This window comes from Viridibacillus soli, from assembly GCF_016612995.1.
Taxonomy (GTDB): domain Bacteria; phylum Bacillota; class Bacilli; order Bacillales_A; family Planococcaceae; genus Viridibacillus; species Viridibacillus soli.
This window is the reverse complement of record NZ_JAEOAH010000046.1, coordinates 1-14523: the sequence shown is the minus strand read 5'-3', so window position 1 is coordinate 14523 and position 14523 is coordinate 1. Positions and strand designations below refer to the sequence as shown.

The following is a 14523-nucleotide window of genomic DNA, read 5'->3' as shown; positions in this document are numbered from 1 at the left end:
TTCTTATCGAATTGACAGCGGTTGATACTGCATAAGCTTCCATATAAAAAACCATATCTACTCAATCGATAGATTAATAGCGTGGAAGTTATAAATAAAGTAAAATTTAAACAATTAGGGAGAGAGAAAATGATGGTGAACCTTGGAGAACGTGTCGAGCAAACGAAACGTGATTTACGAATGGAGACTCTAAAGAAAATATTAGTAGAATTTGATCAAAAAATTATGGGGCATACAGAAGAAAGTCGCCAGTCAAAGTACGAGAAAATGGAACAAAGTCCGTTTATTTTTTTCCGTGGCAGTGCTTATTTATTTTATTATGATGTAACAAATCATTGGTTTCCATATCATACGTTAGAGAGCAGACCTACATGGATTCAAGGGGATTTGCATTTTGAGAATTTTGGTGCATTTCACAATGAAGAAGGGAAGCTAGTATTTGATATTAATGATTTTGATGAAGGTTACTTAGGTTCTTATTTATATGATTTATTGCGCATGTCTGTTAGTGTCGTGCTTGTTTGTCGTCAATTAGGTTATGAAGTAAACAAGCAGATAGACGTGGTAGAAGCATACCTGCAAACGTATCATAAACAAATATCGCGATTTCAGGCTCGTAAAGATTTACCAAATACTTTTTTTGTGACAAAGAAGAAAGCAAACGGAGCGATTCACAAGTTATTGAAAAAGCTAGAAAAAAGAAGTGAGGCACATTTATTAGGTAAGGTTACTTCCAATTTTCAATCAGAGCGACAGTTTGTGGAATCAGATGAGATTCAACGATTAAGCGATGAGGCGAGAGCAGAGATTGAAAAAGTTTGGCCTCAATATCTAGAAACCGTTGGAAAGATGGATCAGGAAACGAAGTACCGTATTAAAGATATTGCGATTAAGCATGGATCAGGAACAGCCTCCATCGGATTAGATCGTTTTTATATTTTAATAGAAGGTGGACAACAAAAAGAGGATTTAGATGATGTAATCTTAGAGATGAAAGAGGTTAGGGTACCAATTCCTGCTTATTTTATGCCGTATAATAAAGATTTTTGGGAAACTTTTCCACACCAAGGCCAACGCGTGATTATGACACAACGAGCAATGCATCATCAAGCAGATCCTCATTTAGGAAATCTGACGATGGATAACCGTGACTTTTACGTACGCGAACGTTCGCCGTACAAAAAGAAATTAAAACTAGAAATGATGAAAAGTCATGAGGACATGATGGAGACGGTTGAACAAATGGGACGAATAACAGCAAAAGTACACGCTCGGGCAGATGCGGATATTAATGAAGGTATCCTACCTTATCATAGTGAAGACGAGATATTAAAAGCGATTGGTGATGATGTTGACGGATTTGTTCATTCCCTTTCACACTGGGCCATTTCATACGCGAACCAAGTGGAGCAGGATTATAAATTCTTTATGGAGTATAAGAAAGATTTGAAGAAATAATTGGGTTAATCACCAAAAGTATTGGTGACAAAATTAGCGTACAGTCATCCTAACAAATATTGCTTGTCTTTATGCATTAAACAAAAATATGAAACTTTTTATTTATGGTATCCGTATAGAAATTGCAATTTAATTGATGAAGGAGGATTTATTGATGTCATTTTTTAACAAAGTACTGGCGAGTTTTGGGATAGGTGGAGCTAAAGTGGATACGAAGCTGGAAAAAGCAGAGTATGTCGCTGGAGAAAAAATGAAGGGCGAAGTAGAAGTGTATGGAGGGAATCATGAGCAACAAATTGACTCCATTTATTTGACTTTAAATACTACCTATATCCGAGAGTTAAATGATAAAAAGTATAACGATGTTGCGCCAGTGAAAAAGTATAAGGTTACTGCTCCGTTTACAATTGGGGTCAATGAAACAAAAGTAATTCCATTTGAGATCAATCTCCCAGCTGACACACCAATTACATATGGAAATACAAAAGTATGGGTTAGTACAGGATTAGATATTAAAAATGGAGTAGATCCAACAGATAAAGATTTCATAGGAATCCGCCCGACTAAACTTGCATCGCAAATTTTAGAGGCGATAGAAAAACTCGGTTTCAAACTACGTAAAGTGGAATGTGAACAAGCTTCCTCAAAAATTCGCAATAATTGTCCATTTGTTCAAGAATTCGAGTTTATCCCAACGAGCGGTATTTATAGAGGAAAACTAGACGAACTAGAAATTTTGTTCCTTTCACAATCTGAACAATCCGCAGAAATCCTTATGCAAGTAGATCGAAAAGCAAGAGGTTTCGGAGGCTTTTTAGCAGAAGCACTGGAAATGGATGAAAGTCATATTAGAATATTAATCACTACACAAAATTTACCGAATTTACAGGAGAAGTTAAGACAAATCATCTCAAACCATGTTTGATGAAGCCACCCAAGCTCTGATAACGAAATAATTTAATGATAAATTTAGTAAGATGAGTGTAAAATCGAATAGGTTTGAAGTGCACCCTATATAAAAAAGTCGATTTCCTGTACTAAAGGAACCGACTTTTTTAGGTTGCTTGTTCAACTAAAGCATCCGATAGCTTTTTATATTTACTTGATTCCGATAACTATACTGTCACGTGCAGCTTCCACAACTTCTGTTCGTTTCAAGCTTATTAATTTCAAGTATTCTTTCAATCTGAGTGAACAGTCTCTGTATGAGCCTGAAGTTCCCACCGGTAATTTTTATTATACTGGTTATTGCTTCATAATCGGAAAAGTCTTCAAGTTTTATTGAAAGTCCTAACTCTTCCCATTTATACTCCAAGATATGATGGGTTTCCTCTTTACTAAGTTTATCAAACTCATGAGCAAATCCAATTCTAGAGTAAAGTTGGGGATATCGGGCTAATCGTTTTTCAATGCCAGGCATTCCAATTAATATCATCGCAATGTCATTACGATCGTAGATATCCCTGAGCTGTTCTAAATTTTGCACTTTTAGTCGATCTATTTCTTCAACAATTATTAGCGAGTTTTGTAACATATATTTAGATTGTAAGATATTAACATGTTATTATTTTGATTAAAGGGCGCTTTTTAATTTTGTTCAGCAATCTTTTGCGGAACAAGGATTAGAAATCACAGGGGGAGAAGAGTTTAGCATTGGTGAATATTTTGTGTACCCTATTTTGAGAATAATGGAAATGATACTTGGAATGTTTTAGACCATGTGTGGTAGTGGATTGTCTTAATACCATGAAAAAAGCTGATAAAAGTATGGATTTCTCCTAACTTTCGGCAGCCTTTTCTTCTACATATTTAAGCGAAAACTTCGCCGATTTGTGCTAAACGTTCTTTTACTTCTACTTCTGTTAAGCCATTACGTGCGATATAGCGATTGCGAGGATGTACGCGACATTCATGTGTACAACCACCTAAATACTTATGCTCATTTTCTTCTGAAGCAATAATTTGCAGGTTACATTCAGGATTTGAACAATTAATATAACGTTCACAAGGCTCACCATCAAAATGATCGCGACCTACTATGACATGTTCCACTTGGTTAACTGGTACAGTCAGACGCTCATCGAAAACGTAACATTGACCGTCCCAAAGCTGCCCTTTAGCAACAGGGTCTTTTCCGTAAGTAACAATACCACCATGTAATTGGCCTACATCTTCGTAACCTTCACGTTTTAACCAGCCAGAGAATTTCTCACAACGAATGCCACCTGTACAATAAGTTAAAATTTGCTTGCCTTCTAGTAGTTCTTTGTTGTCACGGATCCAGTCTGGTAAATCACGAAACGTTTCAATATCTGGGCGAATCGCACCTTTGAAGTGACCTACATCAAATTCGTACGTATTTCGTGCATCAACAATGACTGTATTATCTTCTTGCATCTTTTCCAAAAATTCTGCCGGCTCTAAATAATCACCAGTAATTTCATGTGGGTTAACATCGTCTTCTAAGCTTAAATTGACTAACTCAGGTTTTGGACGCACATGCATTTTTTTGAATGCATGATGTTCTGCTTCGTCAATTTTGAAAACGATACCGTCAAAGAGAGGATCTGCTTTCATATGAGCCATATAAGCATCTGTTTGTTCCACAGTTCCTGAAACAGTTCCGTTAATTCCTTCTGACGCGACTAAAATACGACCTTTTAGCTCAATCGACTTACAAAAAGCTAAATGCTCCGCAGAAAATGCAGACGGGTCTTTAATGTCAGTGTAAAAATAATAAAGTAAAACGCGGTAATCCAATTGTGTTTCCACCTATCGTTGTATATTTGCAAGATATATAGTTATAGGGTTTTAATGTATATCATTATTCTTGCAGTTCTTGGTTTATAACACTTTACGTAAAAGTGCCTCCCTCATTATACATCATCATTTGATTTTTTTGTTGGGGGATGATTGGGGGACAAGCAAATAAAGAATTTCACATTTTTAAATATTGTGGGCAAACGCTTTACATAAACTACTCCCTTTTTATTTATATAAGAAGAAACACATAGAAAAAAAACTAGACAACTATTTGGTCACCTAAATGAGAAGGTTAGAATCACATTCTGTTCTACAGAAACTTAAGATATGATGCAACTGAATTGATTTTCTTGTCTCTAACATTAAAGAGCTGTCTAAATGAAAAAAAGGACCTGCTGTTTATGTAGCACCTGATTCCTTTTGTTGGTACTCCCACGGTTAGCAAACTAGGGTCGTTTCGTTCATTATGACTAAAGGGCATAGTATTTACAGGGAAGAAAGCGATAATTACATTAGTTATATATCCCCCGCTATTTCGATTTCGAGCGAAAAAAGCGATTTGGAAAAATTCCAAATCGCTTTTTTAAATATTATTGCTTTTTAGATTTCTTATCTAAAATAAAGCGTAGTTCATTGATATCATCATTAGATAGAGTATCTTCCTGAATGAATTGGGCAAGCATGGATTTCAAGGTACCTCCATAGATACGCTTGATAAATGATTCGGTCTCAGCACGCTGGCACTCTTCCTGTATATAGAGCGGGTAAAAGGTGTAAACTCTTAAATTTTTATTGACACCTACTACATCTTTTTGAACCAATCGATCGAGAAGAGTGCGTATGGTTTTTGGCTTCCAATCAGTACTCTCCTGTAAGGAAAGTATGACGTCATTCGCTGTTTGAGGAGCTTTATCCCAAAGCACGTTCATGATTTCCCATTCTGATTCTGATATATTAGGAATGTTTTTCTCCACATTTATCTCCTCCATTTTCTTTAATAGATTCCTAAATCTTTTAAAATTGATAAAGTAATTTCTACAGCCTTGCTTCCAGATGCATCACCTTCATTTTGTATATTGGTAGCAAAGAAATAAGTATTGTTCTTCGTCTCTACATACCCAATAAACCAACCATTGATGTTTTTTCCATTCACTGTACCTGTACCTGTTTTTCCTGATAGGCGAGCTTCTTCATTATTTTCTAAGTGTAGTGCATCCTTCACAGTTTGGATATGCATTTCCTTATATCCCAACTGATTGTTATAAAAGGCTTGCAGCAGTTGCACTTGCTCGACTGGGGAAATTTTCAATGAGGATTCGTTCCAGAATTCACCTAATCCCCCAGATACATTGGAGTTTCCATAGTTGATGTCTTGTAGATTGAATTGTATGGTTTCAAATCCTTTTCTACGATCTAGTTCTTGGAAATACCAGTTTACTGATTTTTGTAAAGCAGATGAGACATCCTGATCCATATTCCAAGCATCATAGGGGTACTCCGTCCCATCCCATGAAAGGGTGGATTCTTCGGGTGATATCACATTTGATTCTAGTGCAAATAGGGCACTATAGATTTTGTATGTGGAATCAGGTGATACTCGCAACGTACTTTTCTCTTCATTATAAATACGATATTGTTTTGCACTAGAATTATATAAAACAAAGCTGCCTTCATACCCTTTAAAGAATTGATGTAAATCCTCATAAATTGTTCCGTCATTATTAAAATAGTAACGGTCGTTCTCCGTCGAAAATGCGGAAATGACAGGTAATTGGACTGTCAAAATGATACTGGCCAACACATAAATAAAGACACTTTTTCTTATTGATTTCTTTGCGCCAGGCTTATAGGCAGCAATTTGTTCAATTCGTTTTTTAATTTGGCTCTTCGAACCGTTTATTTGTGTTACTAACGGTAGCTTACTTGAACGTTTCGAAAGATCTACAAAATTAATAATTGTATTTCCATATTCACTAAATGAATTATCATCTAGCAAATGTAAAACAGATGTATCACATGCGATTTCCCGATCTAATCTCATTTCTCTAAAAGCAAGCCAGACAAGGGGATTAAACCAATAAATGCTTTGATAGAACAACATCACGTAATTTATTAGCAGATCCTTGTTTCTATAGTGATTCAGTTCATGAAGAAAGATGTGCTCATAATGTTTCAAGTTGATCCAGTTTTCATGCTGAGAAGGTAAGACGATATATGTTTGAAAAAGTCCAAATATCATTGGAGATTGGACTCTTTTCGAAATAACAATCTTTATTGATTTTTTAATCTGTAGTCTTTTCTTGCATTCTTCGAAAAGCACAAGAACTTCTTTATTGGAAAACGTAGAAGAATAATTCTTTATCCTTCTAAGTGTGATCCATCCACGAACCATAGTAAAAGTAAATAATAGCAACCCTGAGATCCATAATCCCATTACTCCTATATTAAGTACGGACAGATCCGACTGATTGACAGATACAGAAAAGTCTTGTATAAGGTGTAGGCCCTGCATCATATTAGTTCCGTTTATTTCTGTATTAGGGCTGACAGCATTAGTCTGATACATATATCCACGGCTAAAGAGAAAACTAAAATTATATAAATGAGTAGGTATGAATGGAAGTGTTAAAGCGATAAAAAGAAACATCCACAAATGATAGTGCCATTTTGCTGTTAGTTGTCTTCCAAACCATTTTCGTATAAGTAGAATAACAGTAACGGAAAATGAAGATACCAATAGGCCAATTATAAAATGAGTTAAAAACATTTCCTCCAACACCAACTCTCTTAGATTTTTACATTTTTAAAACAGGTAGCATATTTATAGTAGCTTGATGGTGAAAAATAAAGAGTTGACTTAATTTGATTACCTATGTAATACTATACTACAGATGTAATCAGACTACAAACGTAATCTGTTGGAACTCCTTGAAAAAGGTTGTTTTTTCAGTTCATTAAGAGTCTAATCAAATAATTAGGAGGTTTTACATCGTGAACAAAAGAAGGTTTTATCAAATACTAGCACCGATAGGATTGATGCTTATGGTTGTAGGCTGCTCAGATGAGAACAAACAGGTTGTACAACAATCAGAAACAGAACCTAACCAAACGTCAGAAAATATAATGGAAGAAACTACAATGGAGAAATTTGAACAACTTGAGAAGGAATATGACGCGAGACTTGGGGTCTATGCTATTGACACAGGAACAAAAAAAACCGTGGAATTTCGTGAAGACGAACGATTTGCATACACATCCACATTCAAAGCACTGGCTGCTGGGGCAGTTTTACAACAAAATTCTATAGAAGAACTTAACAAAATAGTTACCTACACTAGTGATGATCTTGTTACCTATTCACCGATTACAGAGAAATATGTTGATACAGGAATGACTCTTAAAGACATTAGTGAAGCTGCAATCAGGTACAGTGACAATACTGCTGGAAATCTTTTATTTAAGGAACTGGGCGGCCCTGAGGGATTCGAAACATCTTTAAAAAAACTTGGTGACCAAGTAACTAATGCTGAGCGTATTGAGACAGGCCTAAATGAAGCTGTACCAGGAGAAACTCGTGATACTAGTACACCAAAAGCACTTGCTAATGACCTTCAAGCATACACGCTCGGCGACGTACTAACACATGAGAAACAAACTATGTTAGTTGATTGGTTGAAGAGAAATACAACTGGAGATAATTTAATTCGTGCAGGAGTTCCCAAAGGGTGGGAAGTTGGAGATAAAACTGGCGGGGGAGGTTACGGAACACGCAATGACATTGCGATTGTTTGGCCGCCTAACAGAGAACCAATCGTTCTTGCAATACTATCCAGTCGCGATAAACAGGATGCAACTTATAACGATGAGCTTATTGCACAGGCAACAAAGGTAGTAATGAATGTTTTTAATTCCACTCCAAACAACAAGTAACGGGAATGAATTATTAAAAAATACTATCATCTTTTTTATAAAAAATTGCTTAACATTGTAAATATGCGGTTTCCTGACGCTACTTCCCTATGAAACAAACAACTAAAAGCCAATTTCCTTAGCGTACAGGAAATTGGCTTTTTCTTTGTCGAAATTTGCTTATCGTACGAAATAGGAATTTGTTGGTGGGACCCCTATTATTTGTACAATAAAATAATTGTTAGTTTTTCGGTATTTTCCAGATGATGGGATTACATGATTATAGATGTCTCTCATGTACTCTTTATTCTCTATCAGTTTCTCAAGAGCATCTACTCTTTATGCTTTTAAGGTAAATAGAACACCAACCATCATAAAAAATTATTATACGTTTCAATTTAAAACCACGTCCCTTCAACCCTAAACATAAGAAAAGGTATATGTTCGCACTTAATCTAAAGTCGATAAAAGGGATAAACTCATAAACAATAAAAAAACACTAAAAATAATAATACGTTCTCTTCTTAATATGAAACATAAAAAGAATATAATAAACGTCAATTTATAAGCTACCTCTAAATAGAAGTTTTCAAAGATATAACTTAAAGCCATAGTCAGTATAGCGATACTCAGTGAAAATTTTTTAAGGCCTTCTAAAAAATGCTTTATTCCATGTTCTCGTATTTTCCAAGTTCCAAGTATATGTGATAAATCTAATGATGAAAGTAAATCATCGTTTTGTTCAAATTTTATATATATGGGTTGTAAGTAAGGAGCTCTCCCGTTTAGTGATTGTTGTCCCCAACAAAAAGGCTCACCATTAATGAGCATGGGATTTAAAGTAAAGGCCTCTTCATCATTCTTATATTCTGGTAATAACTCTATTTCCGTATCTTTAGAAAAAACAACTCGTTGCCCTTCGGTTCCACCAAAATATTTTTTCCAATGTAACGTAATTAGAGAACTATCAAAAAACTTAAAAGATCTTTTCTTTTGTAAGTAGGCCATACTTGTATCTACTGAAATCCAGCCTTTATCTTCTATAAAAAACTCATTCCAAACATGTGCGTTCATTTTTCCATATGCCCAACTTCCAACTACTGACCTTGCTGGTATTTTTAATGCTCTACATAATGCTGTAAAGAGAAATGAAAATTCCCCACAATCGCCTTCTTTTACTTCGAGAAACGAGTTGACCCCCCTACTACTTGGAGGGTAAATATAGCGATAATTATCTACTATATAATGAAAAATAGCATGTGCCTTTTCATTATCATTTTTCTGTTGATAGGTAATTTCTTTTGCTAACCTTGTAGTTTCTTTATTTACTGGTGAAAGAATGGTATTTCTCAAATAAAAATCCCTTTCTTCATCCGTTAATTTTTTCTTTTCATTCTTTGTACTATATAATTCGATTTCATAATTAAGATGTAAATGTTGATCTTTGCTTAAAACGTAATACGCTAATTTCTCCCCTGTTGGAATCTCTCTAACTTGATCGGGCTTTAAATTACTCTCGTTAAATTGAATAGCAGGAGGTATAATCATCCACAATTATAGTTTTTCGAATAATTCATTTCTATAAAAAAAATCAACTGTAACAGTTTTACTCATAGATTTCACCTTCTTCCATCCGTATTCAAGTCCAAGTACTAGTACTATAAATTGTTATTTCATCTGTATTGTTGGTAGCTTCTGCATTAAAAGTCAGACCAGAAGCTAAAAGTATTGTGAAAGAAGTAGCTACAAAATACTTTTTCAAATAAATCATCTCCAAAATATAGTTTAATACCACTTACAAAATACAATAAATTTACATTTCAGTAAATTTTTTTTACAAAAACCGATAAAAAATGTACTAAATTTATAGATTCAATTGGTACAGAGCAGTTGCTTAATATTCAGCGGTCACAGTCAGAGACCCCATTGAAGGAGAAAACAACTTACAGCTAAGCTGGTGTACAAGCAATTAAAGTCACAATGAATAGCAATTTATTTTGGAATTAAATGGTTAAAATAGAAGGGAATCTACTATTCGTTATTTGCTTTATCCTTACATGACGGTAAATGACGTTTTAACTTTAAAGTGGTCATCGGTAAACGAGGCAATAATACTCAAAATAAACGAAAAAAATAACCCTCCTGTGTAGGGAAGGTTACGTTTCTTGGATTGGTCTTTCTATCACCGATTAAAAATACTCCGACAAGTACTTGTATGGATACTATAAACGTGCGGATATTAGCGTATCCGTACATCCTCTTTAGTTATGTATCTTAACTAATCACTTCTCTTGTGACAGCCAGCAAAAACTAATGCGATCTCCACGCAGTTGCAGCATTGATGCCACTTTCCTTGTCCCCACTCTCTCCAGCTAAATAATCTACTTCTAAAACATCGTTTTATACATTCGTATACTAGCAATTAACAGAGTGCTCCGTATGCTCGCAATGCCTCTTGGCCTCTAATATGTAGTAGAGAAGGCTCTATGATAACATATTGATGGTGAAGTTTCATATATGTAGGCGGTACTTCGCTGATACGGATAAACTCGGACTTAGGTGGAAGTTCGCCATCTCCATGATGTTTTAACACAATCAAATCTCTTGTAGTTGGATTTTCTACAGCTAGTATTGCTACTACAGCTCGCATAGTAGGATTCGGCAGCGCATAAATCAGTTCTTTTTTCAGTTGCTCTAATTCCATTCTATTCTATTCGCCCTCTCTTCATCTAACCAGTGAATTACCAGCACTTAACGTCCTCAACGACTGTTTGAAATGGTGCAGGAAGTGAATACAGGTAGTATAAATAGAATCCTTATTATTAAAATTCCACAGATACTAATACCCGTAAAACTAATCTACTATTCACATTTTATACTATTTTTATATTATATTATAAATATTTACTGATTACAAAGTTCTATGTGATGATTTGATTTTTTACGAACTTTGGCACGAAACCGAATAGGCATCGCTAGGAAAGGCCCGGATCGCCTGCCTTTCTTAATTTCGAGCATAGCTTTAATCATCAATTTGGTATAAAGCTATATTAAGTTGCTTTATTTTCTCCACGATAGTCTTTGACTGCTCAACCAATAAGTTTATTTTCCTTTTTTTATTAGTGCCCAGTAAATCTGTTACCTCTTTATGAATAGACTTTAATTGATTCTCTTTAAACGATAACTGTTTATTATACTGTTTTTCTCGGGCTAATAAACACGCAAAAACATCCTTTTTAATTTCTTTGACATTAACTTTATTTAATATATACGTAAAGTGCTCTGAAATTAATTGGTTGTATCGAGAAGCTTCTATAAAGATTCTAGAATGATTTTTAACACATACATAATATCCGTGTGCCCCTAAGTTATTTGAACGAAAAATCATTACTGTTTTACAACTACTACAGATCGGCTGCAATACTCCCCTTCCATTTGATTTTGCAATAGAGTCTTGTATCTCTTGAAGAACTTATTGAACAATTGATGCGATTTAAAAAGGTAACAACAAATAATCTAAAATTATTGGCTTGCTTAAAAAATCCTTTTTATGCGGGGCATATGAAAGTTCATGACCAATACGTTCGGTTACCTCACGTAAAACCTATTCTATCGTTAGATGACTACTTGAAGGTTCAAGAATTTTTATTGAAATTTGAGCAAGCTGAATTAACATTCCCTACTGAATAGAATAAAGACTTGATATCTCTTTCCATCTCTGGTTTAGGTGTATAATTCTTTCTATCTCCTTTACCTATAACATTGAACCCCAATAATGAATTAGGATATTGCAATGCTACTAAACTCGTTTTATCTGCAATATTTCTACCCTCTGATTAAGCGAATATCCCATATAGAGATTCTACAGATAAGTTTTTTGAGAAGCCGGGATGACCTGAATCAGTGAAAATCACGTAAACATCATACTTATAGAAAACTTTCACCTAACCAATATATTCATAAAAATTCACTACTGTTGCATAAATATTTACAGAAAATTCAATCTTTTTTTGTATTATTTGCTGTATATGACAATCAAACAAGACAACCAGAATATATACCTCCCGAACATTCAGATGTTTCACCATTAATGAAAGTATTGGTGAAATGGATTAACATAGCCATAAATTTAGAACAACCTTTAGCCTTCTAACGGGGAATATCCGAGCCTACTTAAAGCTAATGCCATTTGATAATAACCCTTTCTATTTGGATGAACCCCTCCTCTTGATAATAAAGCTTTTTCATTCCCCTTAAATACACTATAGATATCAGCTACTTTAACATTCATTTCCCGACCAAAACCGTTAATCAATGAATTAAACGCTTTAATACCCTCATCTGCTATAGGAATCTCGGGAAATGGATTGTATAAATTCGTTAACCGTATAATGTATTTATCTTGTTTGTCTAGATGGTGAATTCTTTCTAATATTTTTGAGTAGTTATCCCCTGATTGTTTTATAGCCTGAGATATAATTTTTTCATCTTTATTTCTTATAAATCCTTTAGCAGCGTTTATTAAGTCATCTCCTCCAGCCGTTATCGTAATGATATTTGCACAATTTACAGCTCTCGTAACACTCGGGGAATAAAGCATTGTTAAAACATCCTCTGTCGTTGCTCCAGACCTTGCGTATTTTTGATAAAAAATACGCCTTTTTAAAATTTGCTTACTCAGATCTCTGTAATATTCAACATATCCTGGGTCCCAAAAAGGAACACCGATACCAACCGTAAGGGAATCGCCTATCGCCAGATAACATAAAGGATTGAAATCCATATTTCACCTCAAATGATTAGTTGTATTCTTATAGTATTCAAATCAGTTACGATTCGAAACTATTTGGTTGTCATTGAGCCTGGCATGAGAGACAACAGCCCCTTTGCACCGTAGTATGGTATATCACCTTTCATACCTATTCGTTCTTGAGTGTTAAGAGGCTTTCATTTGGAAACTTTTTTTGAAAATGCGCAAGTGCAATTAGAGGGAAAATATATCGATAACTATGATAATGAAAATAGAAACTGCCAGCCATTCCCTGTCCTTTTGGATAAGATGTTGTCCAGTCATCTTTATCATTATTTTCTAAAATATATTTGATGCCTGATATTATTTCTGGTGTTAGTTCGTCTTCAGCAGCAATCAGCACATCCAAGGCCCAGGCTGTATGAGTTAACGTGCTGGCTCACAATGGAACGTACGTTTTCATTTTATCACTTTTACAAGACTCTCCCCAACCTCCATCCGAATTTTGAATATCACGAAGCCATTTGACTGATTTTAGAATAGAAGGATGATCTGATGATATTCCTGCTGCAACAAGCCCGGTTATAGCAGCCCAAGCACCATAAATATAGCATATGCCCCATCGGCCATACCACGATCCATTCGGTTCTTGATGTTCGAATAACCAATTTACACCTAACTTTATAGAGTCGTGACTCTTTTTTTAGTTAGTGAATTTCCCTTAAAATTCCAATGTTCTTCCTGTTAAATCTGCACTTGATGGATCTGCGAGTAATAATTTAGCATCTTCAATTGGAATCATAGACAAAATGCTATTATTCACGCCTTTTTCGAATGATGACCATCCTCCATCATCATTTTGCATTGAAAATACCCAGTTGATTCCTCTGTCCCAAGATGTATGGACCTCGGGTTTATTAATGACAGTATTGCAGATTGACCTTAAGGTTACAGTAGTATCATCAATATCAGGGTTCATAGTATTTACATTTGAGAAACCCCATCCCCCTGGAAGACTATCTGGATTGTGTATGACCCAGTCCCCATATTTATAATGCTGCCGTGTTAATAAAAATTGGTTTGCTTTTTTTATAACGGGATCTAATTCGGAAACGCCTGCTTCTTGCATGGCATAACTAATTAAAGCTGTATTCCATACCGTTGCTGTGGTGAATTGCATATGAGTCTTCCTGTTCACTTGGCATTTCGTTTTTGCGTTAATCATTCTTTCTATAATTTTTGGAGAAAATAAAAAAACAGCCAAAACGCTTGTTATATAAAGGTTTTGGCTGTTTCAAGGAAAGCTGGTTATTTACTTTAATTATGACATTATGAAATCGTTTGGACATGAGCGGTTAGCAACAACTGAAATTTACTTAGCAGATATTTTTTCTTTGGAAAAACACGCTATTCATAGTTGGAAACCGGAGTGGTTTAAAGACATATGTTGAAAATGACTAAGTTTAAAAGTTCCTTATAATCCTTATAACCCAAAAATAAAAGAATCTATTTTGAAAAAGATTGATCAAAGTGGATTCTTTCGTTGTGATTTAGTATACAGTTTCATAAAAAGGTTGATTATTTTTAGTGGTCCTTCTTCAACAAAACCAGCTAATAGGATGTCAATATTTTTCTCTAAAATT

General features: G+C 34.8%; 10 protein-coding genes and 2 pseudogenes. 3 read left to right on the top strand and 9 right to left on the bottom strand.

From position 1 onward, the window contains the following. The first annotated feature begins 129 nt into the window (after nucleotides 1–129). Both JFL43_RS19570 and JFL43_RS19565 read left to right on the top strand, forming a co-directional pair. Nucleotides 130–1458, top strand: coding sequence for a DUF2252 domain-containing protein (locus JFL43_RS19570; RefSeq protein ID WP_234447903.1), 1329 nt, complete (start codon nucleotides 130–132; stop codon nucleotides 1456–1458). A gap of 154 nt (nucleotides 1459–1612) precedes the next feature. Beyond that, nucleotides 1613–2383, top strand: a complete 771-nt coding sequence (locus tag JFL43_RS19565; RefSeq protein WP_200750311.1) for a sporulation protein — start codon at nucleotides 1613–1615, stop codon at nucleotides 2381–2383. A gap of 173 nt (nucleotides 2384–2556) precedes the next feature. Here JFL43_RS19565 and JFL43_RS19560 read toward each other — a convergent pair. The 4 genes and pseudogenes from JFL43_RS19560 to JFL43_RS19545 form a co-directional block, all read right to left on the bottom strand. Then, nucleotides 2557–2977, bottom strand: a pseudogene (locus JFL43_RS19560) (AAA family ATPase); the annotation flags it as partial. Between the two features lie 290 nt (nucleotides 2978–3267). After that, complete coding sequence (trhO, locus tag JFL43_RS19555; RefSeq protein ID WP_407702005.1) at nucleotides 3268–4230, bottom strand: oxygen-dependent tRNA uridine(34) hydroxylase TrhO; 963 nt, start codon at nucleotides 4228–4230, stop codon at nucleotides 3268–3270. Nucleotides 4231–4811: 581 nt separating this feature from the next. Further along, nucleotides 4812–5195, bottom strand: a complete 384-nt coding sequence (blaI, locus tag JFL43_RS19550; protein ID WP_200750310.1) for a penicillinase repressor BlaI — start codon at nucleotides 5193–5195, stop codon at nucleotides 4812–4814. A 20-nt stretch (nucleotides 5196–5215) separates the two neighbouring features. Continuing rightward, on the bottom strand, nucleotides 5216–6988 hold the full coding sequence (locus JFL43_RS19545; protein ID WP_200750331.1) for a BlaR1 family beta-lactam sensor/signal transducer: 1773 nt from the start codon (nucleotides 6986–6988) through the stop codon (nucleotides 5216–5218). 269 nt (nucleotides 6989–7257) lie between these two features. Between JFL43_RS19545 and bla the strand changes: the two genes are divergently transcribed. Further along, the gene (gene bla / locus JFL43_RS19540; RefSeq protein WP_200750330.1) at nucleotides 7258–8151 is read left to right on the top strand and encodes a class A beta-lactamase; all 894 of its coding nucleotides are present in this window, start codon (nucleotides 7258–7260) and stop codon (nucleotides 8149–8151) included. A gap of 429 nt (nucleotides 8152–8580) precedes the next feature. Here bla and JFL43_RS19535 read toward each other — a convergent pair whose 3' ends face one another. The 5 genes and pseudogenes from JFL43_RS19535 to JFL43_RS19515 all read right to left on the bottom strand — a co-directional run. After that, a complete protein-coding gene (locus JFL43_RS19535; RefSeq protein ID WP_234447908.1) occupies nucleotides 8581–9678 on the bottom strand; it encodes a transglutaminase-like domain-containing protein in 1098 nt (365 codons plus the stop codon). 874 nt (nucleotides 9679–10552) lie between these two features. Then, entirely contained in the window at nucleotides 10553–10834 is a 282-nt protein-coding gene (locus JFL43_RS19530; protein ID WP_200750308.1) for a hypothetical protein, read from the bottom strand. A 318-nt stretch (nucleotides 10835–11152) separates the two neighbouring features. Further along, nucleotides 11153–11518: a hypothetical protein gene (locus tag JFL43_RS19525; RefSeq protein ID WP_200750307.1), complete on the bottom strand. Its 366-nt coding sequence runs from the start codon at nucleotides 11516–11518 to the stop codon at nucleotides 11153–11155. A gap of 753 nt (nucleotides 11519–12271) precedes the next feature. Continuing rightward, nucleotides 12272–12913: a GDSL-type esterase/lipase family protein gene (locus JFL43_RS19520; protein WP_200750306.1), complete on the bottom strand. Its 642-nt coding sequence runs from the start codon at nucleotides 12911–12913 to the stop codon at nucleotides 12272–12274. A gap of 136 nt (nucleotides 12914–13049) precedes the next feature. Beyond that, nucleotides 13050–14093 (bottom strand): annotated as a pseudogene (locus JFL43_RS19515) (squalene--hopene cyclase); the annotation flags it as partial. Nucleotides 14094–14523: the final 430 nt, after the last annotated feature.

Coding starts and splice junctions, on each gene's coding strand:
- JFL43_RS19570 (WP_234447903.1), top strand. CDS start 130: ATGATGGTGAACCTTGGAGAACGTGTCGAGCAAACGAAACGTGATTTA.
- JFL43_RS19565 (WP_200750311.1), top strand. CDS start 1,613: ATGTCATTTTTTAACAAAGTACTGGCGAGTTTTGGGATAGGTGGAGCT.
- JFL43_RS19545 (WP_200750331.1), bottom strand. CDS start 6,988: ATGTTTTTAACTCATTTTATAATTGGCCTATTGGTATCTTCATTTTCC.
- bla (WP_200750330.1), top strand. CDS start 7,258: ATGCTTATGGTTGTAGGCTGCTCAGATGAGAACAAACAGGTTGTACAA.
- JFL43_RS19535 (WP_234447908.1), bottom strand. CDS start 9,678: ATGATTATACCTCCTGCTATTCAATTTAACGAGAGTAATTTAAAGCCC.
- JFL43_RS19530 (WP_200750308.1), bottom strand. CDS start 10,834: ATGGAATTAGAGCAACTGAAAAAAGAACTGATTTATGCGCTGCCGAAT.
- JFL43_RS19525 (WP_200750307.1), bottom strand. CDS start 11,518: ATGATTTTTCGTTCAAATAACTTAGGGGCACACGGATATTATGTATGT.
- JFL43_RS19520 (WP_200750306.1), bottom strand. CDS start 12,913: ATGGATTTCAATCCTTTATGTTATCTGGCGATAGGCGATTCCCTTACG.